This is a genomic window from Undibacterium sp. JH2W (assembly GCF_049340425.1).
GTDB lineage: Bacteria > Pseudomonadota > Gammaproteobacteria > Burkholderiales > Burkholderiaceae_D > Undibacterium.
In genome coordinates this window covers 188,428-214,002 of sequence record NZ_JBMPOT010000005.1, presented here as the reverse complement: position 1 = coordinate 214,002, position 25,575 = coordinate 188,428, and the positions used below count along the sequence as shown (strand labels likewise).

Here is a 25,575-nt window from a genome sequence, read left to right as displayed (position 1 = left end):
CATGTTCCTCTCTGATTTCAGTATCAAGCGCCCGGTCGCGATGATAGTTATCATCATCACCCTGATGTGCATAGGTTTGCTGGCGCTCAAAAAACTCAAGGTCAACCAGATTCCTGACGTGGAAGAGCCGGTGCTTCTGATCAGCATCCCTTATCCAGGTGCATCGCCAGAAACGGTGGAACGCGAGATTATCAATCGCCTGGAAAAATCTCTGCAAAGTATTACTGGCGTGTACCAGGTGCGTTCTACCGCCAATGAAGGCAATGCCGCCATCACCATCGTCTTCAACTTCAACAAGAATATGATTGAAGCCTCGGACGAGGTCAGGAATGCGATTGCTGCCATACGCTATAAAATGCCGGTGGAAATGCGCGAGCCCATACTTGAGCGGCGCGATCCTTCGGCACAGCCTATCATGCAAATCGCCCTGACCTCAGACGCACTGAGTCATGCAGAAATTTCACGCATGGCGGAAGATGAATTATCTGATAAGTTCCGCAGTGTCGATGGGGTAGCGACGGTGACTGTGGATGGTTCATTGAAGCGTGAACTGAGTGTCTTGTTACATGCACAAAAACTGCGTGAATACAATGTCTCTGTCGCTGAAGTCGTGACAGCCTTGCGCAATCAAAATACCACAGCACCAGTAGGCAAAGTCAGGGGCAGGCTCGATGAGCAAAGCATACGCCTGATCGGTCGCATAGAGTCCCCGGCAGAATTCCAGAATATCGTCATCAAGCGTCGCGGCAATGAACTGGTCAGGCTGGCGCAGGTGGCGGATATTGCCGACAGCTTTGCCGAGATCAATGGCTTTAGTATGCGCAATGGCCAGGCTAACGTTGGTATTTCTGTGACACGTTCGCGTGATGCCAGTACCGTTACCGTGGCTGGCAAGATACGGACCATGGTCGAGCAAATCAACAAAACCCTGCCTGCCGGCACCAAGATGGAAGTGACCCAGGATGGTGGCAAGGATGCGCAAAGCAGCCTTAATAACGTCATCGAGTCGCTGATGTTTGGTGCAGTGCTGACGATTTTCGTGGTCTACGTCTTCCTCAATTCCTGGCGTTCCACTTTGATTACGGCGATGAGCTTGCCGACTTCGGTTATTGCAGCTTTTATCGCCGTCTGGTTGTGCGGTTTTACCCTTAACTTCATGACCTTATTGGGCTTGTCGCTGGCGATCGGTGTCTTGATCGATGATGCGATTGTGGTGCGGGAAAATATCGTGCGGCATATGGAAATGGGATCGGACCGGCGCACGGCTGCCAGCAATGGCACCAAAGAAATCGGCCTGGCTGTGGCTGCCACTACCTTCTCGATTATTGCCGTATTTATTCCTGTGGCTTTCATGCCCGGTGTTTCCGGTGAGTGGTTCAGGCCATTTGCGCTGACGGTCGCCAGCTCCGTACTGGTCAGTCTGTTTATTTCATTCACGCTGGACCCGATGTTGTCTGCATATTGGGGCGACCCGGTCGGGCATCACCTGGAACCCAAGCGTGGCATCAGCCTGGTATTGGCCAAATTCAATATCTGGTTTGACCATCAGGCTGACCGCTATGGCAATGTGATTGCCTGGGCCTTGCACCATCGTGTCTGGATGGCCCTGATTGCTGGCCTGACTTTTGTCGGTGCACTGGCTTTGCATGCGACCATGGGCGGCACCAGCTTCTTGCCGTCAGCAGACAATGGCACGATCTTGATTGATGTACGCACCCCTTCCAGCTCCAGCCTCGAATATGGCAGGCTGAAAGTGGAAAAAGCTGCCGAACTGGCACGTACTATCAAGGAAACCAAGGTCACCAATAGCTACATCAATAGCACCGGTGGGCGGGTCTACATAGACATAGGCAAGAGTACTGAGAGAAAACGCTCCGCCATCGAGATCGCCATTGAGTTGCGCAAAAAAGTCGGCAGTATCATCGGTGCTGAATATGTGGTGCAAGATGATTTGCAAAATGGTGGACGCAAACCGGTACAAATACAATTCTCAGGCCCGGATTCACGCAAGCTCATGGAAATCGCCAATGACTTCATGGACAAACTCAGCAAGGTCAAGGGTGCGGTCGATGTCGGTTTGTCTGAGCAAGACCCTAAAGATGAATTGCAGATAGAGCTGGATCGTGGCCTGGCCAATTCCCTGGGTATTTCGGTCAATGATGCGGCGCAAGCTTTGCGAGTCGCTTTTGCTGGCGTGGAAATCGGTGACTGGGTTGACCCTACTGGTGAAGCCCGCGATGTGGCAGTGCGCTTGCATCCTGAGGATCGCATCAGTGCTGAAAACATAGAACGCCTGCCGATAGCCGTAGCTGGTAGCGACAAGATGGTGCCTCTCGAGCAAATCGCCAAAATCACCATGGGCAAGGGACCAGCCAAGATACAGCATACCGATGGCAAGCGCATGATAGCCGTGTCAGCCAATGCCCAGGGCCGCTCTCCAGGTGAGGTGACAGCCGAGGCCCTGAAAATTGCCAATGCCATTAACTTTCCTACTGGCTTTGGCATAGAACTGGGCGGTGCTGCACGTTCACAAAAAGAATTGTTTACTGAAATGACGATCGCCCTGGTGTCAGGCATAGGCTTGATGTACCTGATTCTGGTCATGCAATTTGGTTCTTTCACGGCCCCTATTGCCGTCATGCTGTCACTGCCTTTGAGTTTGATAGGCGTGGTGGTGGCCCTGCTGCTGACCAAGGGCACGCTGAACCTGATGAGCTTTATCGGCATCATCATGCTCATGGGCCTGGTGGCGAAGAATGCGATTCTTTTGCTGGACTGCGCAAGGAAACGGGAAGAAGAAGGCTATGACCGCGAAGAGTCACTTATGTATGCCGGGCGCAAGCGTCTGCGGCCGATTTTGATGACCACCTTTGCCCTGATTGCCGGTATGTTACCGGTAGCCATAGGCCTGGGTGAGGGCGGTGAGTTTTACCGTCCCCTGGCGATTGCCATCATAGGCGGGACCATTACTTCGACCTTGCTGACCTTGCTGGTAGTGCCGACTTTCTATGACAGTATAGAAATCAGCCACGATCGCATGATCGCCAAGTTCCGTCGCCGCGAATCAAGCTGGAATACTTTTTTTGCTTTCATCGCTACCTTTATTGAGGCCTTGCTGACCCTGGTCATGCTGCGCTTCCTGTTCCGCCTGCCTGTCCGGGCCTGGCGCCTGATCAGTGGCAAACCTGCTGCGGTCTGATACTACGATAGAAAATGAAATGCCCGCTTTGTAAGCGGGCATTTTTTTCAGAGTTTTTTGAATCAATGAAAAATTTATTTTTGCAAGATTGACTCATAACTGTATCGCATCAACTCATGAGAATTTTTATTTTTGCACTGCACAAAGTGAGCGCCCATATGGCTTGCAGCGAGATCACCTAAAGCAGGCATGGCAAGTTTTGATAGCTTCATATCACTATTTTTCGCCACAGTCGCAATTGACAACTGTAAGTTCAGTTTTCGCTATTAAAATCCAGGCTTTTCAGGCTTGACTACCCACCCACAAATCTGGATACTTCGCCCACTGTTTTTCCAGATATATCTCATTTATATGCTGGATGAACATATCCATCATCCTAGAAAAAAAGCAATCCTGACTCCACAAAAGCTGGCTTGCTCGTGCTGTGAAAAAAACAATTGAACAGGAGAGACGAATGACTCAATCCGTGGCTATGGATGGCGCTGAAAAAGCGCAGATGCCTAAGCAAATACCTTATATCATCGCCAATGAAGGTTGTGAGCGCTTCAGCTTTTATGGCATGCGCAATATCCTTACGCCTTTCCTGATTACCAGCTTGCTCTTGTCGATGCCAGAAAACATGCGTGCTGGCATGGCAAAAGAAGTGTTCCATACTTTTGTTATTGGTGTCTACTTCTTCCCTTTGCTGGGTGGCTGGCTGGCTGATCGTTTTTTTGGTAAATACAATACGGTGTTCTGGCTGAGTCTGGTGTATTGCTGCGGCCATGCCTGTCTGGCGCTTTTTGAAGATAATCGAAACGGCTTTTATACGGGCCTATTCCTGATTGCCCTGGGATCGGGCGGGATCAAGCCTCTCGTGACATCCTTTGTTGGTGACCAGTTCGACCAGTCGAATCGTTCGCTGGCGCAAAAAGTATTTGATGGGTTTTACTGGATTATCAATTTCGGTTCTTTCTTTGCATCCCTGTTAATGCCTATTTTTCTCAAGCAATTGGGGGCCAGCATGGCTTTTGGTATTCCCGGCGTGCTGATGTTGATTGCCACTATCATTTTCTGGTCGGGCCGTACCAAGTATATCCATGTGCCGCCGGCACCGCATGACCCGCATTCTTTCCTGAATGTAGTGCGCACTGCACTGACTACCGATGTGCCGGGTCAGGCCAGGAATGGTTATTTCATAGCTGTGGCAGGTGCTTTGCTGGCGGTAGGTTCTTTGTTCCTGATCCCGAAAATCGGTATCGTTGCTGCACTGTGTCTGGCTTTGGTGCTGGTACTGGGTTTTGGAGGCATGGGTGCCTGGTTGCAACTGGAACGTGCCCGCGGCGTGCATCCAGATGTAGCCGTTGATGGCGTGCGTTCAGTCTTGCGCATCCTGGTGGTATTTGCCCTGGTGACACCATTCTGGTCCTTGTTTGATCAAAAGGCATCAACCTGGGTCTTGCAGGCTGACCAGATGGCCAAGCCTTCCTGGTTCCAGTCTGCCCAAATGCAGGCCTTGAATCCTTTGCTGGTGATGTTGCTGATCCCTTTCAATAACCTGGTCTTGTATCCTTTATTGAAACGCAGTGGTGTGGAATTGACCGCTTTGCGCCGTATGGGCCTGGGTATCGCTTTCTCTGGTGTGGCCTGGATCGTGGTCGGCTTCATGCAGTTGGCCATCGATGGCGGCAATGCCCTGACCATCACCTGGCAAATCCTGCCCTATGCCTTGCTGACTTTTGGCGAGGTGCTGGTATCTGCAACGGGTCTGGAATTTGCCTATAGCCAGGCACCACTGGCGATGAAAGGGGTCATCATGAGCTTCTGGAATCTGTCAGTCACCATTGGTAACCTGTGGGTCTTGCTGGCGAACTCCAGCGTTAAGAGTGAAGCTGTCACCGAGCAAATCAAGTCTACTGGCATGAGTGTCACAGCTTTCCAGATGTTCTTCTTTGCTGGTTTCGCTTTACTGGCAGCTCTATTGTTTGCTCTGTATGCCAAAAGCTATCCGATGTTGAACAATTACCGTCAAGCTAAGTAAGCCGCTTATTTGAAATAAAAAAACCGCATGATTTTGTCATGCGGTTTTTTTTCGTGCTGTGCCAGGGCGTGTTGATCAGCGCAATATCTCGGTCAGTACACGGCCTTCCGAACCTGAGGGTGGGCGCACCCTTAACAAATGGGCCAGGGTGGGGGCAATATCCATGACTTCTGCATACTCGCCATAAGCACCTGGTTTGAATGGTTTGCCCATCAAAATCAGTGGTACATTGGTGTCATAGATATAGGGGGAGCCATGAGAGGTGCCATGTGCCTCGCTGCCAAAATACCAGTAAGGTTTGGCGATCACCATGATGTCACCAGAGCGTTGCTTATGCCAGGCACGTTGTACCAGAGTGCCGATACGGGTACGCGGCAGATTGCCATTTTCAAACTGGGTGCGGGTAAAACTGTCTGCTATCCCTGGCAAGCCCAGCAAGTACCTGGCAGCAGCTTTTTCGACTTCTTCGCGCTTCAGTTTTTTTTGCTCTATCATTTTGTAGTCGAGCAAAAAACTCGGTGCAGACCATTTGCTGACCAGATCCTTTTGTCCAAATTTTTCAGACAAATACTGGTTCAGGTCTGCCGTCATCGCTTTGCTATCCAGGCGCTGGGCATCGCGTTTGATGGATTGAGCAAATTCCGGCACATTCGAGAAGCCATGGTCGGCTGTCAACACCACCATGGTATTTTCCAGACCTATACGTTTATCCAGATAGCTAAAGAAATTTGCCAGCATCCTGTCCAGCCTTTGCAGGTGGTCATGCGACATGCGGCTTTCTGGCCCAAAACTATGATTGACATAATCATGGCTGGACAGGCTGACACCCAATACATCAGTAACACCAACGGGATTCTGGCCGAGTTTTTCACCCTCTATCGCAGCACGGGCAAAGTCCAGTGTCAATTCATCGACATAAGGGCCGGTGTACAAGTCTTTGTAGTAATCAGCATCAGGTTTGCCTGACTTGCTGGTATACACAAAAGGGAAACGCTTGTCTTTTTCTTTTTGATTGATGACCAGCTCATCATCAGCATCTGCTGCATAGGCCGCATCCGGCAATAAGGGACGCCATTCCTTGCCGTAAAAACGGTCTTGCGGTTTTGCTGCCTGATATTGCTGCACCCATTGCGGGTGGTCCTTCATGTAATAGGTGGAACTGGCAAAATTACCGGTCTTGCTCATATACATATAAGCCGTACCTGTCTTGCCTGCCAGCAGAATCGCACCCCTGTCCTTGCCGGAAACGGTAAGGACCTTGCTATGTTGACCATTCGAGTAGCGCAACTCATCACCTAAAGTACTGACGCGCAAATTGGCGGGGGATGTACCGTCACTGGGCTTGGTTTCTTCGCCTATATAAGTATGTTGATTGTCTTCAGTGCAATAGATGGACTCCAGTGTGACAGGGTCTATCCAGTTATTGCCGATGATGCCATGCTGGTAAGGGTAAGCACCTGTCAGCACCGCAGTATGGCCAACGGCTGTCACGGTGACGCCATGCGCCTGATGGGCATCCGAGAACCAGGCACCCTGGTCCAGCAAGCGGCGAAAGCCTCCCTGGCCGAACTGATCGCGATAGCGTACAACTTGTTCTTGTGGCAAACCATCGACCACCAGCACCACCAGCAGCTTGGCTTTTGCCGGTTTTTCAACGGCGTAGCCTGGTAAGGCAGGGAGGACTGTCGACGCCGTGAGGCATGTCAGCAAAAGAAGTCGGCGCATTGCGCTTGGCAAAAATGGCAAGGTATTCTTCATGTTTTGTTATCGGTTAAGTCAATAAGAAAAGCCGTTCATGATAGCTAACGGCCTGCGGGCTAGCATACACTAAGCGTTTCATTTGACAGCCAGATGACATCAGAAAGATCAAGATAAAAGTGTCAGGTATTTGTCCAAATCCTGTTCAAAGACATCAATCAGCCCCTGGCTCATCATTGCGAAGTAAAAACATTCTGCACAAACTTGCATTTTATTACTTTACTCCCTTGTGCCCGGCAGTAGAATGAGACGAGGAACCCCTATGCACTTGACTTGGGGTGTAGTCGTGATCGGAATACTTTTGAGCCAAGACAATTATTACGCTTACTTGTTTGACATCTTGCCGGTTGCTGTTGCAATCGTCGTTGATGGCAAATTGGCCAAGCTCAATCCCGCTGCCGTCCATTTACTGGAAGCCAGTGACGAGCAGTCATTGTTGAACCGGGCTGTCGATGAATTTGTCCACCCGCTGGATCAGCCAAGATCGCAAGGGCGTTTAAAAAAACAGGGTGATAACTGGGCTAACGCGAATAGCAAATTTCGTGTGCGTACCAGCAAGGGCAATTTTCGCATGCTGCTGGTGATTAGCCGCGCCGTACAATTTGAGGGTAGGGACGCTGTCATGATTAGCGGTATGGACATGACTGAGCACAATGAGATGGAAGAACAATTACGTCTCAGTGAATTCAATTTCCGCCGTTTGTTTGAAAATATGCAAGATGTGTATTACCGCACAGATGTCCATGGCATAGTGCAAAAAGTCAGTCCTGCTGTTCACAAGATACTGGGTTTTGCACCAGAAGAAATCGAAGGCAAGCCCGCTGAAGCACTGTATCCCAGGGCCTCGGACAGGGATGCATTCAAAAAAGAAATCATGATGCATGGCATGGTCAATGACTTTCCTGGCCAGATGGTTAGCAAGGATGGTCGTATCATTGATATCTCGGTCAATAGCCAGGCACTATTTGATGATGATGGCCAATATGCCGGGGTAGAAGGCATATGCCGCGATGTGACTCAACGCAAGATGCTGGAAAGAGAGTTGCAAAGGCTGGCAACGACCGACCCCCTGACTGGCATCGCCAATCGGCGCGCCTTCCTGGAACATGCCGAACATATCTTCAAAAGTTGTCAGCGCTATCAAACCCAAATGACTTTAATGATGCTGGACCTGGATTTCTTCAAGACCATCAATGATAAATATGGCCATCAATGCGGCGATCAGGCCTTGGTTCATTTTGCTGAAACCGTCAAAGTGGAGTTGCGTGAATCCGATTTATTTGGACGCCTGGGTGGGGAAGAGTTTTGTGTATTGCTGCAACAGGCTAGCCGCCCTGAGGCTTTGCTGGTCGCCGAACGTATACGGGCACACATACAATCCATGCCTTTGAACGCAGCATCCGGTGAGATTTTTTCTCTGACTGTGAGCATAGGTATTGCCGTTTACAGAACAGAAGATGACCGTCTTGGCCGTTTGCTCGAGCGCGCTGACAAGGCACTATATCAAGCCAAGAGCCATGGCCGTAATCAGGTTATCTGGGAAACCTGTTGATTCAACTGGCGTTTGGAACAGGCTTCCCGGCAAGCAGATGCTCAGGCGCTAAGGCCTATAATCAGTAATATATAAATGAGTAGTGAGCATACGGCGACCAGCAATAATGCGAAGGTACGCCACAAACTGGCAAAAATACTTATTTGATAAGCGCCGCGCAATTGCCAGAATATATGCAGGGGCGGTACCAGGACAAAGAGCAAAACGGCTGCAACACTAAAGTCCAGGGTATTCAAGATCGCGACCAGCATTAACAGCAAGGCCATGAAGGACAAGGAATACAATGAAAATACGGCGTGATCGAACATTCCATAGCGGCGCTTGAATGCAAATAACAGCCATAAAAACGGTAGTGAAATTGGCATCAGCAAAAACGACAGTTTTGAGGCATTACTCTTTATTTTATATAGGGTCAGTTCAGGTGTTTTGAGCGCGTGCCTGACTTTTTTCTCTACTTGTGGGGATGAAAAACTGACATTTTTTCCATCTAGTTTATGGTCAAATTTTTGTGCAATCTCTGCCCATTGATTTGTATCTCCCTCAGCTTTTTCTTCATTCTTCTTTGTTACGGGTTTGGTCAGCAGCTTTAACGAGCTTTGCAGCCCCGTGATTTCAAATTCCAGGTCGGCTATTTCTTCATTCAGGTTTTCCAGTTTGGCATCATCCTTAGGGAGTTTTGCACGCTCGGCTTGCAGCAATCCCAGTTTCTCCTGGTTTTTTTTCAAAGCCATGCTGATACCGGCCTGGGTTTGTGGTTGGTCAGAAATGCTGCCCAGCGGATTGTTGCTAGTGAACGAAAACACAAAAAACATCAGGAAGATCAAGAACAAAAACAAAGCCAGGGGCGAGACATAACGGGTGCGCTGGCCAGCAATATAATTGCGGGTCAGCTTGCCTGGTGAGAAGATCAGGGCAGGTATTGTTCTCCATGCCTTGGTTTCAAAATGGAATACGCCATGCAAGAGTTCTTCTATCAAATGCAATAAAGAACGATGGATGTGCGCAGATTGCCCGCAAGCATGGCAATATGCACCCTGCAGAGCGGTGCCGCAGTTGGCACAGGCATGCGCATCTGTGCCAGTCGTATGATGCCCGGCTTTTTCTATTTCGTTCACTAATACTATTTCTGCCGCCACATCTGCGGCAGCCCCTATATCCAGGCCCATAAGTTTGCTCTCTGTTTTTTTGATGATGGAGTCTGATGATTGCAATATTGCTTTATTGCCAGACAGGGCAAATTAGCATACGCAAAGTGTAGATTTTATAATATAAAAGTTTCCGTGAGCGCTGCTATTTGCAAGCGACCCTTGAATTACCTGACTCAATGATGATCAATATGCGTTTATTACCATGCCTGTTATTTTTATCCTCCTTAGTTTTGACTACAGCGGCGCAGGCACAGCGCGCTGCTTCGGGTGAGGATTGTTTTTATATAGGCGGACAGGCCGATGCGCGCACCTGCCTGGAGGAGCGCGTCGTGAAAAGCGATGTTGCGCTCAGCCAGCTTGAAGCAGATGTGCTGGTTACGGTGCGACGGTGGGACGATACGGCAGGAAATCGTGCAAGGGTGAAGGGTAAATTGCTCTCATCAAGCAGACAATATCTGCTTTATCGTGCTGAGCAATGCGAGTTACAGGCGAGCCTGGCTGCCGGTGGAACGGGTACTGGGCATCGGCGTTACCTGTGTATCCTGGAGTTGAATGAGCAGCGCATCAGATATTTGCAAAGCGTGAAAGAATTGTTGCTTGGCCGATCGCGCATTTAACGATGTACATACCATGTGATACCCGCTGTCAGGCGGGTATAGGACGGCTTACTTGATGTCAGTTAATACCTTGAATTGACGGTATTCGCCTATTTTTGGATCAAATATATCTCTGCTTTCATATTTGAATTCTACATTTTTACCCAACAGGCTCTGATAGGTATTGGGTAAGTCTATCTTGGAAGGGATTTGATTCAGCCAGATAAATTTGCTGGTGACGCCATTCCGTTCACGTAAAGAAAACATGACGAAGAAGTCGCTGTCTATTTTGCTGATGACGCCAGACGCCGAACCTGAAACAACACCTTTGTTGACTACTGCCGACATTTTCATAATGACGTTTGGGCATTGAGTCATCATGCTCGCACCCAGTATGCCACCTATTTTCTCACCATCTTTTCCATTGGTGAAGCTCAGATTGAATTCTTTTTGAAAGAATTCTTTTTCCTGCTTATTAAAAGATTGGAACATACAGACACCGACCTGGGCATATGCACCATCTTTTTGTAAGTCTTGCGGGATTTTCTCTACGCATTCACAAGTCTTTTTTGCAACACTGTCTACATAATCTTGAGCGTGGCTGCTAAAAGTACATGCAGTCAGAAAGAGGAAGCTAAGTAGTTTCTTCATTTGAGTATCTTGTTGATGATGGAAAATTGGAGGGGCAGGTTTTGTAAATGCTTATTTTATAGCGAAAAATTGTTATTTTAGTGCTTAATTGATAATCTCAACCCATGTGGCGAACTTGCTATAACCAGCCACTTTTACGGAAACGGTAATATAAGTAGCCACAAGTTGTGACCATGATGGCAATTGCCATGGGGTAGCCATAATGCCATTCTAGCTCCGGCATGGCTTTGAAATTCATACCCCAGATACCAGCAAACGCAGTCGGTACCGCAAAAATTGCCGCACCTGCAGCCAGGCGCTTGTTGACTTCGCTCTCGTCTATGGCAACCATGGATAAATTCACTTGTATCGCCGTACTGATAGTGTCACGTATGGTTTCTATCGAGGTATTGATACGGTACAAATGATCGTAGACATCACGGAAGTATTCCTGGGTATTCACGCACAAGCCTGGTACCCGGCCACCAAACAGTTTACCGCAGGCTTCCATCAAAGGTGTGACGGCATGCTTTACTATCATGATCTTGCGTTTCAACTGGTACAGGCGTTGGATATTTGCCCGTTCACTACCCTTGGTGAAGATTTGTTCTTCGATTAGTTCCAGCTCTTCTTCCAGGGCTTCTACCACAGGGAAGTAGCGGTCCACTATCGCATCGATCAGGGCATAGAAGACAAAGGACGAGCCATGCTTGAGCAAATGCGGTTCTCTCTCACAGCGCTGGCGAACACCCAGAAAATTTTGCTGGCAGCGGTTGCGTACCGACAACACATAATTGTCACCGACGAAAAGATTGAGCTCACCTATATTCAGTTCGCCTTCCAGCATTTCTACAGTGTGAATCACGGCAAACAAGGAATCGCCATATTCTTCTATCTTTGGTCTTTGATAGCCATGGCGTGCATCTTCTACTGCCAGCTCATGCAAGTCAAATTCAACCTGCATTTCTTGCAACTCCTCATCCGAGGCATCGCGCAAGGCTACCCAGACAAACCGGTCCTTTTGTTGCACATAGTCGCTGATTTCTGCCACGGGTATATCGGACAGTTTGCGACCTTCCTGGTAAGTGACGCAATTGATTAACATGTTTTTTTTCCAGCGATTGCTTGGGGAATGGGATGATGATTTTCTGGCGAGAGTCTGAGCCAACTTGGCGGCAATGTAAACTCATACCAAAGCATGCTTGTCTTAAAATTATTTTTTTAATAACAAACAAAGGCAAACGGATGTAAGCAATCTATGTGACCATATTGTGGTATCGCTTCTTATCTTGATTTTTACCAGGCAGAGTATTCACATCAATCCAGTAGCTTAACTGCGTGGACGGTGTTCGCGTAGATGCCAGACAGATACTTGTCCTGACTAGGAATTGTATTCCTGGTGGCTGACTTGATTTTTTCCATCCTTGTACTGAACTGGTTCACAGAGGTTTTTCTGTGGACTTAGCTTATATGATTTGCAAATGAATCCGGTTTTCGGGCACACAGATTCAAGTTTGACGAAAAAGGCACGAATTTCACCAGGCGAATTTTCATGGCTGAAATGCTCGCGCACCATCCCGGTGCATTGCGCCAATTTCTCTGGCGCCATGCCAGCAGGCGCACCTTTCTCATAGGGCGCATCATTCATGCGAGAGTATCCTGGCGGATGGGAAGCTTGTGCAGATGCTGTCCCCGGGTTTTTTCCCTGATTGCCTTTGTCTGCCTCTGCTGGGTTGGCCTGGCTGTCATCTGTCTTGGGTGAATTGAGAATAACTTTGCTACCACTGGGTGCATTTTGCTGATCACCAAAATGCAGGCGACCATCTTTATCGCGCCACTGATGTATGTCTCCAGCGCTGACAGCGTGTATAGAAAAAATCGCTGCTCCTAGAATGAGCAATTTGTTGATATTCATCATGCTTTGGCAGCCTTGTTCTTCTCGGTTTTTCTCTGCAAGACAAAAATAGGCTGTGCCCATTCTGTATCTTTTTTCTTCTTGCTGGTGATCAGTGTCAGTTCAGAAGGATCATACACATCCGTGTTATGCGTCAGCGGTGTGGTCATCAGGTACTGGGCATCGGTATTCTTCAGGAACTCACCGACCAATTGGATGTTGCGTATATCCAGATGGGCGAAAGGTTCATCGATGAAGACAAAGCCACCGGAACCATCGTCAGATTTCAGCAAGCCTATCAGCAAGATCAATGACTTCATGACTTGCTGGCCACCGGATGCTTCGCCGTCGTTCATGCCTATCGGGCCTTTGCCGTCAAACTTGAAGCGTACATGCAAGCCAGCCTGGGCCAGTTGTATGTCGTCATTTTCCAGTTTAACCGGATCGGTATGCACTTCTATGCCTGCCAGCTCACCGAGTTGCTTGATGTTCTTGCTGTAAGACTTGATCGTGAAGCGTAGTCTGTCCATATAGGCAGCGCGGGCATTTACCGTGGCTTCTATCGCACGATTATTCTGGTAGCGGCGCTCATCGGTTTCTGCCTGGCGACCTTGCAGCAGGGCGTTCAAGCGGGTGTATTGGTCGACCACAGTGGAATCGGTTTCCCAGTCATCGCGCGCCAGGTTATTCGTCAGGCTGCGTATGCGCAATTCTATCTGGTGGACGTTTTCATGTTCTGCCACCAGTTCCTTGCGGTGTGAGGCACGCTTCCAGTTATGCGGCAGGGTATGCCAGGTATCACGCATGGCGCGCAGGGTTTCAAACTGTTCCTTGCGCTCATCGGCATGGCGTTTTTCTGAGGTGCGCAATTGGGCTTCGGCATCGGCAATCGCTGCCTTGGCCTGCTCCCATTTCAGGTGGGCGATCGAGCGTTGTTCGGTAGCGGCTTTCAGCAAAGGTGCGATTTCACCGAGGCGACCGCCTACTTCCATGCGCTGCTGTTTCAGCGGTTGGGTGTTGCGACTAGCTTCTTCAAATTCTGCATGACGGGCACTCAGTTCTTTTGCCGCATCCACACCGGCCAGGCGCGCCTTGTAGGCGCTGATGTCACCTGCCAGTTTGCTGATCTGCATGGTCAGCACATCTTCTTGCGATTGCAGGCGTGGCAAAGACTTCAGCAAGGCTTCCAGACGCTGGGTACGGCCTGCATTACCAAAGCGATAGCGAGATACTTCGACAAACAGTGAACGGCCACCACGGCGCTCAAAATGGTAGGCGTCAGGCGTAATCCATTCCTGATTCTTCGGCAACTTCATGCCCAGTTCTATCGAACCCACGGTATCGATGCGTTGCAGCTGTTCTATCAGCCAGCCCGGTGCCTGGCCAGTGAAGTTGACGACAGACAGCAGGCTCTGGTCCTTGACCACCGGCGCGCTGATGCGGTCAGGCACGATGAAGTGGTTGTAGCGCTGCTTCTCACCTATGCGGTAAGCGGCAGAGGCGTCCGTTGCCTTGTCCAGCAAGATGACCGAGGTGTAACCGCGCAATACACCTTCCACTGCGGCTTGCCATTTGGGATCAGTGACTTCTACGATCTCCGGCAACATGCAATGCGGGATATTGGCATCTGTCAGTGCACGGCGCATCTGGCGCACATTCTCTGGATCTGGCAGGGCAGACTTGCCTTGCAAGGCGGCGATGGTTTCCATTTCGCCTGCGATGCGCTGGGTCAGTGCATCACGTTCCAGTTTCTGGCGTGACAGCTCGGCTTCTTTTTTCTCCAGATCATCTGCAATATTGGCGACATCGGCGTCTGCTTCCGCAGCCAGTTTTTGCAGGCGGGCTTTTTGTTCCAGCAGGCTTTCCTGTGGCTTCAGTTTGCTATTAATCTGTCCCAGCTTTTCACGCAGCGACGATTCTTCTGCTTCCAGTGCGGCTTCTGCCTGTTTGGCATCCGACACTTGCTGCGCCTGCTGCGCCAGGTGCTGGCGGCGGTCAGACAGTGCCAGGTCTTGTGTCTTTAAAAAGCGCTTGCTGGCACGCAGTGCCTGGCTGGTACTGCCAGCCTGTGCCAATGCTTCATGATATTGCAGGGTGGGCAATATCTCTTCTTGCAGATCGCGTTTTTCCTTGCCCAGGCTTTCATACTGGTGGTAATTGGCAACGCGCAGGCGCAAGCCTTCCAGATTGGTTTTTGCACCTTCCAGCTCGGTTTCAAAACGCTGCAATTCAGTTTCAGTATCACGCTGATGGCGCTTGGCGTCATCATAGGCATCGAGTACTTCCTTGTCGCCAAACACCTGGAACACCAGGTCCAGCAATTGACGCGGCGCGTATTCACAGAGTTTGTCTGTCTCTCCCTGTTCCAGCGCCAATACCTTGCCCATGGCATTCGATAAACCTGCATGTGCCAGGCGCTTGCGGTAGCTTTCCACGCCCAGCCAGTCGTTGGCTTCCTGTATTTCTTCTATCTCGGTCTTGCCACTGCGCATGAGGTACTGGCGCTTCCAGTCACCGCCATTTTTTTCTATTTTGCAGAACAGGGTGACTTCATCTTCATACAAACCAGACATGCGGAAAGGGCGGTTGGAAATCTGTGGTCCTACGGCGCTGTTATCCACCACAGCACGTATCCATGCCGTTTGTTGGCCAGAGTGGCGGGCATAATGCTTATATGAACGCCCCATGGAACATTCCAGGCCAAACAGGGTGCGCAGAGCATCCAGCAGCGTTGTTTTACCTGAGCCATTTTGTCCGGCGATAGTAATGATCTTTGCATCGAGAGGGATGTTCTTGATGCGTTGCCAATAATCCCAATGGACAAGTTCCAGCGATTTGATATGAAACATGGTGCTTATTCTTTTTCGGTATTAATGTCGGGATTGGCGTCTGTATCATTGACGGCATTTGCTTCAGCAATGATGTCAGTTGTTTCAGCTTCAGTTTCCACAACAGGTGCGATGATGGCTGGTGTACGTGGTACCGGAATCTGGAAAATATCTGACAGCGCCCCATTGATGATGCGGTCTTTCAGGGTGTCGGTATCCATCAGCAAATCCAGCAGCGGACCTTCCAAAATCAGGTCTGCCTTGCGCTCGATAAAACCTACACGCGCCAACTGGCCCAGGTTCATGTCCATACGGGTTTTCTTGCCCAGCTTTTCGCCAAAGTCTGCCAGCAGGGCGCGGTAAGAGATGCCTATCGAGGTATCTTCTGCACGCGGCATGGGTTTGTCTTTGCCAAACATATCATTCTGGTCTTCTTCTGCCAGTTGATGGGCTTCCTGGCGTTCACGCTTGGGCAAAATAATCAAGGACCACAAGACCACCAGCAAGGCCACGCCATCGCGAGCCAGGCCAAAATTATTATTCTGCCAGGTTTCTTTGGTGCCAAATACCTTGGACTCGCTATCGCGTGTCAAAGCCAGGGTGACATAGTCGGCATACACGTTATCGACAAACTTCATACCGCAGGCTTTCAGACGCGTGTCTATCTCGGTACGGAACAATTCATCCGACAAGGCGCGTTTGACCAGCTTGTCTTCACGGCGCAGGGTCTGGTGAGCCAGCAAGCGGGCGATCAGGATTTGTGCATCTTCGATCATGGTGTTTCTCTTGTCTCTACAGATGGTGCAGATTGCTCAGATGGTTCGGCGGGTGCAGGTGGCTTCACTTTGCGTGTAGTCTGGGCAGCAGGTGCAGTAACTGCTGCATCGGGCGCACTCAGACTGGCAATCGACATTGCCGCTACATGTTCATCATGCACCTTGTGCATTTTGTCTTTGGAATTAAAAACCAGTGGCAGGCGTGCCAGTATCCCGGTTGCCCCCTGCAAGGCGGATTCATTGGCGTCCCCCAGCAAAGGCAGCATGGAGGCGCGGTAAGAGGCAATCGAAAAATTCGACGGCAATAAAATATCCTGCAGCGAGATAGGTTTTTCCGATGCATCGGCCTCAGTCAGCAAGGCCAGCCAGTGATCAAGTTCATGCAAGGCATCGCTATCATCATTGGCAATCGATGGGGCATTTTCACCGGCAGGCAAGGCACCAGCAAGCGCAGACACGCGGTGGCTCAGCAATTCACTCTCGGCCACATCTATCATTTCTGAAGGCGTGATAAACATCGGTGTCACCGGTTTTGCCAGAGCATCATCAGCCAGTGCCGCCAGATCATCTTTTTGCAGCAGCCAGGTTTTGATATCAGTCGTCGACAAGCCAGACTGACCCAGGTGCACGCGCTGGCGCTCAATCTGGTTCAAGGCCCTTGAGAACATGCCCTGCATATTCAGCAAGGCACTCTGGGCCCGGCCTATGGCTTGCGCTGCCCTGTGAGTTGCTGCATCGGCACGGCTGTCATTGGTGATGGCATGGATAATTTGCGAACCTTTTTCCACCCAGTCACAGGCGGTATGCCATTTTTGCTGGGCAGTGCGCAACTGGAATTCTGAGCCTGAGGCAATCGCATCCGAGAATTCTTCGGTCAGCTCTATCAGGCGGCCCAGCAAATGATGCAATTGCTCTACCGAGACACCACCCACGGCCTGTGCACCGGCAACCTGGGTGAGCATATAACTCATCTCGGCCTGGTCATTGTTTTCTTCGACTTGCAGCAAGGACTCTATCGCTGCCAGCACATTGCGCGCGGTTGGTGCAATGCGGTAGACCGACTGGCTGGCATCCCAGATCAAGAGACCAGTGGAGCGCAGGCGTGACAATACCGTCTCCAAAGCGTCTGCTTCGAGATAACCGAGTTTGGCATTGATATCCGCCCGGCTCAGTGAAGGTGTTTCCACATCCGCTGCCAATTCCCGCAAAACCAGCAGGCGCAGCAATACGCTGTTGAAACCACCATGAAACAAGGCCGTAAAAGCCTGCAATACAGGCTGGGCGCGCTTCAGGGGGAATACAGCGGAAACGTCTTCGGGAGTAATACCAGGCTTGAAATAGGTCTGCAGAGCGAGATCGTCTTCGTTCTGAACCTCAGCGTCGTTACTTGTATTTTGCATGCTGGCATTTTAACTGCTTGCAGCCTGCTTGAGTATTGTCAGGATTTTAATTTTTACCGATGCTGTAAAAGAAAATGAATGATGCAGGCTTGCTAAAATTCATTTTCTTAACCCCGTGACAAGATGATTTATATAAAATGCAAAATTTATTGCAATAACACCATGTTCTACTTGCTATCAATGCAGACGCGACCTGTCATAGCGATGCTCCAGGATTTGCAAAAGCAAGATTTCGCGCTCAGTTTCATTGGCATGCAGCAGGCGTATGACTGCTTTGCGCGGTACCTTGAAATAACGGCGGCGATTGGAGCGCATGTCCAGAGTGCGCCAGCCTTTTTCTGTCAGCCAATCCCATTGTTCATAATCAATAGGCACGATCAGTTGCATCTTCAGGCGTTTGTAGACGACGGTGCTGCCGAATGCCGGTTTGGGACCAGGTGGTGGCAATTCGCGTTCATGGCGCATTCTGAAGATGGTTCTGAAGCCGTTTTTGATAACGTCAATTAGCATGGTGTTCTTATTGAAAAGCAAGGCGGTAGTAATTTCACTAGTTAAACCCTGCTATCCATGATCTTTATTATGAATGCGGCGGGTATTTAACTGACTGTTTGCTGGACAACGAGCATGTTGTCGTCTGCAGTAAATTCGAGTGAAATATTTTAGTCGTATACCAACTATTTACTGCACTTCTCTTGTGTAAGTTTGTGTAATCTTTAGTCTGGGAAGTTACATTTTTTCACGTTTGCCTGATTTCATTCTAAATTGCATGGATAGCTTGCCAAATTTGCCGGCAAGCTGTCATGCAATTTCGTTAATACCTTGCCACATTTGTTTTTTTGAAACTAATGCCCTTTTTGCTATTGCAGGTAGGGGATATAAGCAATGCCATTTTGCGTAGCTGTTGCTGTTTTGAGCTTGTTTTCCTGGCTTTCAGTAAAACTTGCCAGTACCCCAGGCAGGGTGATACGGTTGGCTTGTATCTCTGTCTTCCAGTAATCAAAACCGGCCTGGTCAGGTTGACGACCCAGGATATTTCTATATAAGGTAGTCAGGAAACTATCTGTTGAAGGATTAGTGGCTCCGTACAGGGTTCTGAATTCTGCAGACTGCATGAAACTCGCTGCCACACTGCTCAGGTTGCTGCCCTTGTCCATTTCCTTGATCCAGTAGCCTAACCCTGTGAGGTCAGGCACGCGGCCAAATGCCGCCTGGTAGATGCGGTAGGCTTGTCCTGGCTTACCCTCGACATCAAATGCGACGGTCACATCCTTGAAGGCGATGCGTGCAGAAGTGGGCGCTACCTGGCTCGCGCTATTGCCTGACTTGTCAGTAATGGCATAGCCACCTGTGGTTTTAGAGATAGTATAGTTCGCCAGATTGCCGTCAAAGCCTGTGGACGTGACTGTAAAAAGGTAAGGTTTCCCCCAGTCGGAAAAGAAGCGTCCCTGATACTGGCTGCGGCCTATCGCCAGATAATCGCCCGCTTTGGAAAACACCAGGCTGGTGCTGCCTTGATTACCATTGATGAAGCCAGTTTGCTCATCCACCAATTGCACGACATTGGCAAACTTGATGTTATTGAATTGCCAGCCCGAGACGCCGGGCATGGTGTACACGGATGCGCCAGAATCCAGCGTGACAGCAAAGCGGAAGTTGACACTGCTGCCTGCATATTTAGCCAGGTCCACCTTGATATGGCTGCTCGCCTGTGGGCTGGACGTACCTTTTTCTGAATAGACGTCTGACCAGGTGGCGCCGTCATTGCTTGAAACTTGCACCCTCAAATATTCGCCGGGAGTGGCATAACCTGTGGTTTTATCAAACTCGACCTGGCTTCCTGCTGCTATCAAGAGCTTGTTATTGTAGCCCAGTGTCTGCAGGCCAAAGTCGCCGTGGAAGAGGATGAAGTTATTGCTACCAAAGGCGGAATAGCTGGTGGCTGTGCTGGCGGTCCAGCTATCTGCGGCATTCTTGACAGTCCAGGTGTCCGTCAGAGATGCCTTGCGATACGTCTTCAGGCCATAGCCGGACGCATCCGCTACTGGTTTAATCTGGAAGGTCAGTGGAGAATTCACGTTGGTGCTGGTATCAGCAATGATCTGGGCAGTGTCTATGCCAGGTGTCGCTGTATCCGGATCAAAAACAATGACTTTATAGCTGAATGTTTGCAATGCCCCCGAGATACGCACATCAGAAACTGTCACCTCATAAGCCTCGTCACTCGCCGGCTTGCTGGCCTTGCTGCCATCTGTCGTGCCCTGTAAGAGCCAGACTATGGTGTTTTCACCATAGCCCTTGGCTTGAGTTTCCATGTTTACAGGGATGCTGACACCAGCCTTGCTGATGCTCACCCTGGTATTGGAAAAATCAGCATCCTTGTAGGAGAATGACCAGCGGCCGTAGACCACAGGGTAGGGGACATAGCCTTTGGGTGGCCAGGCGATGAAATCATCGCGCAGCTTGGGACGTTGAGCAGCTGCATTCTTATCAAACACCCACAATGAGTTGGCAGAGTAGAGTGAATTATTGCCTGCACCAGATGACGAGGCGGATCCAGGCACGCTGCCTGAACCCATGGCCAGTGTCTGCGGATACAGCAGCCAGCGGCGGTGACCAACAGCCGCATTATTACTTCCGCTATCTCCCAGATAACCATTTGAGATCGCATCTGGCCCCGCATTGCCCAAGGCCAGGTTAGAGTTACCAGCCGCCTCTGCACCGTCGGCAGTATAGAATTTCCAGCTCGACGGTGGTGTATGCGAGAGCTGCCCATTCGCGCTCATCATGAAAGCAGCTTGCTGGCTCTTGGCTGAATAAACTGGATCGAATACTACATTCGCTGGCACACCAGCCATGGCGCGTATCAAATTGATGCGTAACAAGGTGGCATCCTGATATTGCGTGCTGACAGTGCCAGCCTTGCCTGCGGCGTAGTCGCCAGTCCAGTTCATCGCTACATTATCTGACTGTGAGTACAGGGTATTGTAGGCATTTCTGATCATTTCCCGGTTTTGCGTATCCAGCAGCAAGGGCGGCAGGGTGGTGAGGGGTGCAGGGACGGGCTGGTGCAGCTTGGGAGCATTTTTATTCAGTGCCCTGAATTGCTCGAAAGTCAGCGGCTCATCCAGTTGCATGCCAGGCTGGTTTGTCGTCCCTGCAGGCGGCGGCATTACCACGGCGACTTTGCTTGTGGGAGATTCTGGCGAGCTACTGCTGCCTCCACAGGCAGTCAAGAGCAAGATCAGCATGGCAGATGCATAGTGAGCGCCTGTTTTTTTGCCGGCTGCTGTTAAGTGTTCAAGTGAAGGGGGATTAGCGGTAGAAAGCTTTATTCTTTTCATGATCTAGGGGGGCTGGCAGTGTTGCTAGTCGTTGTCTTCTTGATGGAGTTGAATCGGTATATTCAATGCCGTGACAGGAAAAAGATAGCACGAAATGATGGACGATCAGGATTTTGGCTGTTTGCCAAGTGTAAGTAATAGTAATGAAACCAATTCTGTGTTCTGGCAGGTTTTTGATCGTGGCAGAATGAGTTCTGTTTCAAGCTGGATTCAGATACTGCGTCAGTGCCTCAATCGCCGCCCTTACTTTTTGCGGTTGCAAACCACGTTTCAAAGTTACCGCGAAAATGCCGGCTCCTGGCAGTTGCCAGTTATCCAGCACCGTCATCAGTCGGCCAGAGCGCAAATCCTGGCTGACTGCGTAGCTGGGCAAGCGTGCCAGACCCATGCCCTGGACAGCCATATGGGTTAACAGGCGCACACTGTCAGTCATGGCAGAAGCTGTCAAGCTGACTTTGACCAGCAGGCCATCTGCATTTTTCAAAGGCAGTATGGTGGGATCATTAAGGCGTGTCATGGCAATAATTTGATATAGACTCAAATCTTCCGGGCTCTGCGGTATCCCTGATTTTTTCAGGTAAGCAGGCGAAGCGACCAGGACTTCGTGTAAATCAGAGAGTTTGCGGGCCACCAGGGATGAATCGCGCATCCAGCCTGAGCGTATGGATAAATCAATTTGCTGGCTTGCCATGTCGACGATATTGTCTGCGACTTGTATGTCCAGTAGTAATTTTGGGTGTGACCTGGTGAGTGGATGGAGGGCTGGCAGGATAATGTTTTCTGCCACATCAGAGGCGGCAGAAATACGCAGGCGGCCAGCGATTTCTCCCGAGCTTTCTGCAATCAACTCCTGCGCTGCTTCTGCCGCTGCCAGCATGGACTGGCATTGCTGGTAGTACTCTTGCCCAACCTCGGTCAGAGACAGGCGACGCGTGGTCCTGTGCAGCAGGCGTACTCCCAGCTCAATTTCCAGTTGGGAGACGGCAGTACTGAGCACCGAGGTTGCCAGATCGAGTGCCCGGCTGGCGGCGGAAAAAGAGCCATAGCGCACTACCTGGGCAAACAAGGCCATGCGGCGTAGTTGATCAAAATGCATTATTCGAAAAATATAAGAGTAATTATTCTGTTTTGTCGAAAGATGCTTTCCATCATACGCGCTTTTTCTATACTTGTTACTTGCCTAGAATAGCGGCAATTATTCAAGAACAGGAGCAAGACATGAGCATCAAACTACATATGATTTTTGACCCCCTGTGTGGCTGGTGCTATGCGGCCAGCCCTTTGCTAAAGCAAGTGCAGGCGCATTTTGGTGACAAGCTGCCGCTGGTGTTTCATCCGGGTTTGCTATTTGCCCAGCCGAATGTCATCCCGCCCAGCTATCGCGAACACATTATTGCTGCTGACCAGCATATTGCTACTTTGTCGGGCGTGGCTTTTGGCCAGACGTATCTGGATAGGGTCAGGAAGATAGATGAGTTGAAGTATTACTCGGTACCATCAGCTGCTGCCGTTATGAGCCAGGCAGATGCATCAGGTCTGGCGGCTTTGCGCATGCTGGAGAGAATTCAGCATGCGCATTATGTTGATGCGGCAGATATCAGTGATGTTTATGTGTTGAACCAGTTGGCTGCCGGATTGGGTTTGAACGCTGTGGCTTTCAATGAAAGTTATGTCAGAGCGCAAGCACATTTACCAGCACAGGCCGGGGCAGCCCATCAATTATTGCACCGGGTCGGCGCTCAGGGTTTTCCCAGTTTTGTATTGGAAATCCGGGGACAATATCAACGCTTGAATCATAGTGTCGCCTATCGGGATAGCACACGTTTTTTGGCAGAGATAGAGCTGGCAGCAGAGCGGGAAGAGTTGACCACGGTGCTTTGACGCCGTCAGATGCCGCCAGGTTTCATTTACTTACAAGAAGTCTGTTAAGTCCCAGGCAAAGATTTCATAAATGTAAGAAAATGATCTCTATACAGACTAAGCTACTGTATAAACAAGGAGAAAACCATGAGCACGACATCGACTGAATTTGCCACCCTGGGAGGCGGCTGTTTTTGGTGTACTGAAGCTGTATTCCAGCAAATTCGTGGGGTATTGAAAGTTGAATCCGGTTATGCCGGTGGTAGTGTCCATCAACCCAGCTATGAGCAAATCTGCACCGGCAAAACCGGGCATGCAGAAGTGGTGCGACTGACTTTTGATCCTGCCATCGTTGGCTACAGGGATTTACTGGAAATTTTCTTCACCATCCATGATCCTACGACTTTGAATCGTCAAGGCAATGATGTAGGCACGCAATATCGCTCTGTCATTTTTTTTCACGACACACAGCAGCAAGCCCTGGCACAACAAGTCGTCAAGGAAATGGCCATGGTCTGGGATGATGCCATCGTCACTGAAGTCAGTCAGGCTCCCATGTTTTATATTGCGGAAGAATATCACCAGAATTATTTCCGCCAACATCCAGAGCAAGGCTATTGTTCCTTCGTGGTGGCACCTAAAGTTGCCAAAGCCAGGAAGATGTTTGCCAGCAAACTGATTACCTAGTCTGCTCTTGCCCCGCACCAAAGTGCCCAGGCATTTTGGTGCGCGCGTCTGTGGCGTGTTGTGGATTCCACCCCTCACTTCGCCTGTCAACATGACTTCTATCTGCACACATCCCACCAAAATAGCTTACTCGCCACAGTCCAGGTGAATAATAGTCACAGAGTTATAAAAAAGTCATATTTATTTGATACTATCCTCTTTGCAGCTACCAGCGTGTCAAGTGTTTGCCTGCGAATATTGCTCTGAGGATGCAGTCTTCTCTGGATTTTTCATACTTGCATGCCCCACCCATGCCAATAACAGGGAGAGAGAAATGGCACTTCGTGACGTGAATCCGGCGACAGTCGATCTGGTCAAGCGGTTTGAAGGTATACCTGACGGTAATCCAGCCACCGGCAATATTGACCCTTATCTTGACCCTGTCAATATTTGGACCATAGGCTGGGGCCATGCTATTACTTATCAGGGGCGGTTCATGAAAGGAGAAGCCGACAGCCCGCAAGTCAAGGCCCTTTACCCAAATGGCATTAGCCTGGCGCAGGCTAGCGGTTTGTTGCAGTCAGACTTGATGAATGCTGGCAGGGATGTCTTGTCAGTCGTGACAGTGTCTTTGAATGACAATGAGTTCGGGGCGCTGACCAGCTTTACTTTTAATCTGGGCATAGGCAATTTACGTAGCTCCACTTTATTGAGAAAACTCAATGCCAATGACAGGGCCGGGGCGGCTGACCAGTTTGGCCGCTGGACCCAGGCTGGAGGAAAAACCTTGCAGGGCCTGGTCACGCGCCGCGCAGCCGAGCGCGCCTTGTTTGTAACCCCAATGCCAAACTGAAGGAGAGAAAATGTCGCTGACCATGAAAAAATTGCTGTTTTGCGCGCTGGCCTTGTGTTCCAGCTTGGTGCTGGCCAATGAGCCCAAGACTTTGCCCGTAACATCGCCGACGAAAGAGGTGGATTTGAGCGGTGAGTCAATTACCATTGCCGCCCCTAATATATGCGACACTTTGCCCACCAGCGATATGCTCCCTCTGGTTGAATTGCGTATCAATGGGGTACTCAGCCTAAGGAAGTTGACTGATTGCGACCCTGACCCCGCTATGAACAAGCTGGTCTTTAAAATGCCACAAACTGATTCAGGCAGCTTTTTATCTGAAAGAGAAGCCTTGCTAGGGTCACCCTGGCAAGAATTGCGTCACGATTACCACCGTGATCTGCCTTTCAATGTCAGTATTAAAAAAGCAGGTGTCGGCCCTGTCCTGGTGACGGGTTCCGTGCATTTTCAAATGCTCAAACCAGCCCATATTATTTTGGGCTTTGGATTTATTGCAGTCGTTGGCTATGCCCTGTTTCGACTTGGGCGAGAGTCTGGCTTGCTGCGTGACAGTAACTCCAGCGCAGTAGGGCAGCGTACTTATAGTATGGCGCGGGTACAAATGGCATGGTGGTTCTTTATTGTGCTGGCCTCTTACATCTGGCTATGCATAGTTGCAGAGGGCATACCTACGATTTCTGCACAGGCTTTGGGCTTGCTTGGCATAGGCAGTGCCACTTACCTGACTGCTGCTGGCGTAGATACCAGCAAGCCAGATCAGCCAGGCGAAAGCAAGGGTTTCTTCTATGATATTCTCAGCGATTCGCAAGGTTTGACCTTGCATCGCTTTCAAATGCTGGTATTCAATGTCTTGATCGGCTTCCTGTTCCTGATCTATGTGGTGCAGCATTTTAATATGCCTAACCTGGACAGCAATATCCTGTCCTTGCTGGGTATGAGTGCGGGTACTTATGCCGGTTTTAAAATCCCTGAAAAACAAGGGGACCCTGCAACAGTAGATCCCAAGGCAGCTTATACCGTGGAGGACAAGTAATAAGTGCATACTAAAGCAGAA

Annotated in this window: 19 protein-coding genes; 8 read left to right on the top strand and 11 right to left on the bottom strand. The window is 49.9% G+C overall.

Annotated features, from left to right (window positions below):
- The first annotated feature begins 1 nt into the window (after nt 1).
- Both ACO0LC_RS08980 and ACO0LC_RS08975 read left to right on the top strand, forming a co-directional pair.
- Nucleotides 2–3,199: an efflux RND transporter permease subunit gene (locus ACO0LC_RS08980; RefSeq protein ID WP_423002314.1), complete on the top strand. Its 3,198-nt coding sequence runs from the start codon at nt 2–4 to the stop codon at nt 3,197–3,199.
- A gap of 454 nt (nt 3,200–3,653) precedes the next feature.
- Nucleotides 3,654–5,219 (top strand): oligopeptide:H+ symporter, encoded by a 1,566-nt coding sequence (locus tag ACO0LC_RS08975; protein WP_423002313.1) that lies wholly within the window; start codon nt 3,654–3,656, stop codon nt 5,217–5,219.
- Between the two features lie 75 nt (nt 5,220–5,294).
- Here ACO0LC_RS08975 and ACO0LC_RS08970 read toward each other — a convergent pair whose 3' ends face one another.
- Nucleotides 5,295–6,944, bottom strand: a complete 1,650-nt coding sequence (locus tag ACO0LC_RS08970; RefSeq protein ID WP_423002312.1) for an alkaline phosphatase family protein — start codon at nt 6,942–6,944, stop codon at nt 5,295–5,297.
- Nucleotides 6,945–7,278: 334 nt separating this feature from the next.
- Here ACO0LC_RS08970 and ACO0LC_RS08965 point away from each other — a divergent pair, with 334 nt between their 5' ends.
- Nucleotides 7,279–8,529, top strand: coding sequence for a sensor domain-containing diguanylate cyclase (locus tag ACO0LC_RS08965; RefSeq protein WP_423002311.1), 1,251 nt, complete (start codon nt 7,279–7,281; stop codon nt 8,527–8,529).
- A 41-nt stretch (nt 8,530–8,570) separates the two neighbouring features.
- Here ACO0LC_RS08965 and ACO0LC_RS08960 read toward each other — a convergent pair whose 3' ends face one another.
- Complete coding sequence (locus ACO0LC_RS08960; RefSeq protein WP_423002310.1) at nt 8,571–9,695, bottom strand: DUF3667 domain-containing protein; 1,125 nt, start codon at nt 9,693–9,695, stop codon at nt 8,571–8,573.
- A 161-nt stretch (nt 9,696–9,856) separates the two neighbouring features.
- Here ACO0LC_RS08960 and ACO0LC_RS08955 point away from each other — a divergent pair, with 161 nt between their 5' ends.
- On the top strand, nt 9,857–10,294 hold the full coding sequence (locus ACO0LC_RS08955) for a lysozyme inhibitor LprI family protein (protein WP_423002309.1): 438 nt from the start codon (nt 9,857–9,859) through the stop codon (nt 10,292–10,294).
- A gap of 48 nt (nt 10,295–10,342) precedes the next feature.
- Here the strand turns inward: ACO0LC_RS08955 and ACO0LC_RS08950 are convergent, their stop codons facing one another.
- From ACO0LC_RS08950 to ACO0LC_RS08910, 9 genes are all read right to left on the bottom strand, one after another.
- The gene (locus tag ACO0LC_RS08950; protein WP_423002308.1) at nt 10,343–10,924 is read right to left on the bottom strand and encodes a hypothetical protein; all 582 of its coding nucleotides are present in this window, start codon (nt 10,922–10,924) and stop codon (nt 10,343–10,345) included.
- A gap of 118 nt (nt 10,925–11,042) precedes the next feature.
- Entirely contained in the window at nt 11,043–12,008 is a 966-nt protein-coding gene (gene corA, locus ACO0LC_RS08945; protein ID WP_423002307.1) for a magnesium/cobalt transporter CorA, read from the bottom strand.
- Between the two features lie 276 nt (nt 12,009–12,284).
- Nucleotides 12,285–12,818 (bottom strand): DUF4124 domain-containing protein, encoded by a 534-nt coding sequence (locus tag ACO0LC_RS08940; protein WP_423002306.1) that lies wholly within the window; start codon nt 12,816–12,818, stop codon nt 12,285–12,287.
- A complete protein-coding gene (locus tag ACO0LC_RS08935; RefSeq protein ID WP_423002305.1) occupies nt 12,818–15,646 on the bottom strand; it encodes an ATP-binding protein in 2,829 nt (942 codons plus the stop codon). The genes ACO0LC_RS08940 and ACO0LC_RS08935 overlap by 1 nt, the downstream gene beginning before the upstream one ends.
- Nucleotides 15,647–15,651: 5 nt before the next feature.
- Nucleotides 15,652–16,401, bottom strand: a complete 750-nt coding sequence (locus tag ACO0LC_RS08930; RefSeq protein ID WP_423002304.1) for a hypothetical protein — start codon at nt 16,399–16,401, stop codon at nt 15,652–15,654.
- Complete coding sequence (locus tag ACO0LC_RS08925; protein ID WP_423002303.1) at nt 16,398–17,801, bottom strand: hypothetical protein; 1,404 nt, start codon at nt 17,799–17,801, stop codon at nt 16,398–16,400. The genes ACO0LC_RS08930 and ACO0LC_RS08925 overlap by 4 nt, the downstream gene beginning before the upstream one ends.
- Before the next feature lie 177 nt (nt 17,802–17,978).
- On the bottom strand, nt 17,979–18,311 hold the full coding sequence (locus ACO0LC_RS08920) for a hypothetical protein (RefSeq protein WP_423002302.1): 333 nt from the start codon (nt 18,309–18,311) through the stop codon (nt 17,979–17,981).
- Between the two features lie 347 nt (nt 18,312–18,658).
- Nucleotides 18,659–21,142 carry a DUF4214 domain-containing protein gene (locus tag ACO0LC_RS08915; protein ID WP_423002301.1) on the bottom strand — a complete coding sequence of 828 codons (2,484 nt, stop codon included), beginning with the start codon at nt 21,140–21,142 and terminating at the stop codon, nt 18,659–18,661.
- A gap of 199 nt (nt 21,143–21,341) precedes the next feature.
- The gene (locus tag ACO0LC_RS08910) at nt 21,342–22,238 is read right to left on the bottom strand and encodes a LysR substrate-binding domain-containing protein (RefSeq protein WP_423002300.1); all 897 of its coding nucleotides are present in this window, start codon (nt 22,236–22,238) and stop codon (nt 21,342–21,344) included.
- 122 nt (nt 22,239–22,360) lie between these two features.
- On the opposite strand from ACO0LC_RS08910, the gene ACO0LC_RS08905 reads away from it, so the two are divergent.
- From ACO0LC_RS08905 to ACO0LC_RS08890, 4 genes are all read left to right on the top strand, one after another.
- Nucleotides 22,361–23,023, top strand: a complete 663-nt coding sequence (locus tag ACO0LC_RS08905; RefSeq protein ID WP_423002299.1) for a DsbA family protein — start codon at nt 22,361–22,363, stop codon at nt 23,021–23,023.
- Between the two features lie 126 nt (nt 23,024–23,149).
- Nucleotides 23,150–23,689 carry a peptide-methionine (S)-S-oxide reductase MsrA gene (gene msrA / locus ACO0LC_RS08900; RefSeq protein WP_423002298.1) on the top strand — a complete coding sequence of 180 codons (540 nt, stop codon included), beginning with the start codon at nt 23,150–23,152 and terminating at the stop codon, nt 23,687–23,689.
- 313 nt (nt 23,690–24,002) lie between these two features.
- Entirely contained in the window at nt 24,003–24,521 is a 519-nt protein-coding gene (locus ACO0LC_RS08895) for a lysozyme (RefSeq protein WP_423002297.1), read from the top strand.
- A gap of 10 nt (nt 24,522–24,531) precedes the next feature.
- Complete coding sequence (locus ACO0LC_RS08890) at nt 24,532–25,554, top strand: hypothetical protein (protein WP_423002296.1); 1,023 nt, start codon at nt 24,532–24,534, stop codon at nt 25,552–25,554.
- Nucleotides 25,555–25,575 lie beyond the last annotated feature (21 nt).

Excerpts from the sequence above, each read along its gene's own strand:
- ACO0LC_RS08980 (WP_423002314.1), top strand. The coding sequence starts at position 2 with ATGTTCCTCTCTGATTTCAGTATCAAGCGCCCGGTCGCGATGATAGTT.
- ACO0LC_RS08975 (WP_423002313.1), top strand. The coding sequence starts at position 3,654 with ATGACTCAATCCGTGGCTATGGATGGCGCTGAAAAAGCGCAGATGCCT.
- ACO0LC_RS08970 (WP_423002312.1), bottom strand. The coding sequence starts at position 6,944 with ATGCGCCGACTTCTTTTGCTGACATGCCTCACGGCGTCGACAGTCCTC.
- ACO0LC_RS08960 (WP_423002310.1), bottom strand. The coding sequence starts at position 9,695 with ATGGGCCTGGATATAGGGGCTGCCGCAGATGTGGCGGCAGAAATAGTA.
- ACO0LC_RS08955 (WP_423002309.1), top strand. The coding sequence starts at position 9,857 with ATGATCAATATGCGTTTATTACCATGCCTGTTATTTTTATCCTCCTTA.
- ACO0LC_RS08950 (WP_423002308.1), bottom strand. The coding sequence starts at position 10,924 with ATGAAGAAACTACTTAGCTTCCTCTTTCTGACTGCATGTACTTTTAGC.
- corA (WP_423002307.1), bottom strand. The coding sequence starts at position 12,008 with ATGTTAATCAATTGCGTCACTTACCAGGAAGGTCGCAAACTGTCCGAT.
- ACO0LC_RS08940 (WP_423002306.1), bottom strand. The coding sequence starts at position 12,818 with ATGAATATCAACAAATTGCTCATTCTAGGAGCAGCGATTTTTTCTATA.
- ACO0LC_RS08935 (WP_423002305.1), bottom strand. The coding sequence starts at position 15,646 with ATGTTTCATATCAAATCGCTGGAACTTGTCCATTGGGATTATTGGCAA.
- ACO0LC_RS08930 (WP_423002304.1), bottom strand. The coding sequence starts at position 16,401 with ATGATCGAAGATGCACAAATCCTGATCGCCCGCTTGCTGGCTCACCAG.
- ACO0LC_RS08925 (WP_423002303.1), bottom strand. The coding sequence starts at position 17,801 with ATGCAAAATACAAGTAACGACGCTGAGGTTCAGAACGAAGACGATCTC.
- ACO0LC_RS08920 (WP_423002302.1), bottom strand. The coding sequence starts at position 18,311 with ATGCTAATTGACGTTATCAAAAACGGCTTCAGAACCATCTTCAGAATG.
- ACO0LC_RS08915 (WP_423002301.1), bottom strand. The coding sequence starts at position 21,142 with ATGAAAAGAATAAAGCTTTCTACCGCTAATCCCCCTTCACTTGAACAC.
- ACO0LC_RS08910 (WP_423002300.1), bottom strand. The coding sequence starts at position 22,238 with ATGCATTTTGATCAACTACGCCGCATGGCCTTGTTTGCCCAGGTAGTG.
- ACO0LC_RS08905 (WP_423002299.1), top strand. The coding sequence starts at position 22,361 with ATGAGCATCAAACTACATATGATTTTTGACCCCCTGTGTGGCTGGTGC.
- msrA (WP_423002298.1), top strand. The coding sequence starts at position 23,150 with ATGAGCACGACATCGACTGAATTTGCCACCCTGGGAGGCGGCTGTTTT.
- ACO0LC_RS08895 (WP_423002297.1), top strand. The coding sequence starts at position 24,003 with ATGGCACTTCGTGACGTGAATCCGGCGACAGTCGATCTGGTCAAGCGG.
- ACO0LC_RS08890 (WP_423002296.1), top strand. The coding sequence starts at position 24,532 with ATGTCGCTGACCATGAAAAAATTGCTGTTTTGCGCGCTGGCCTTGTGT.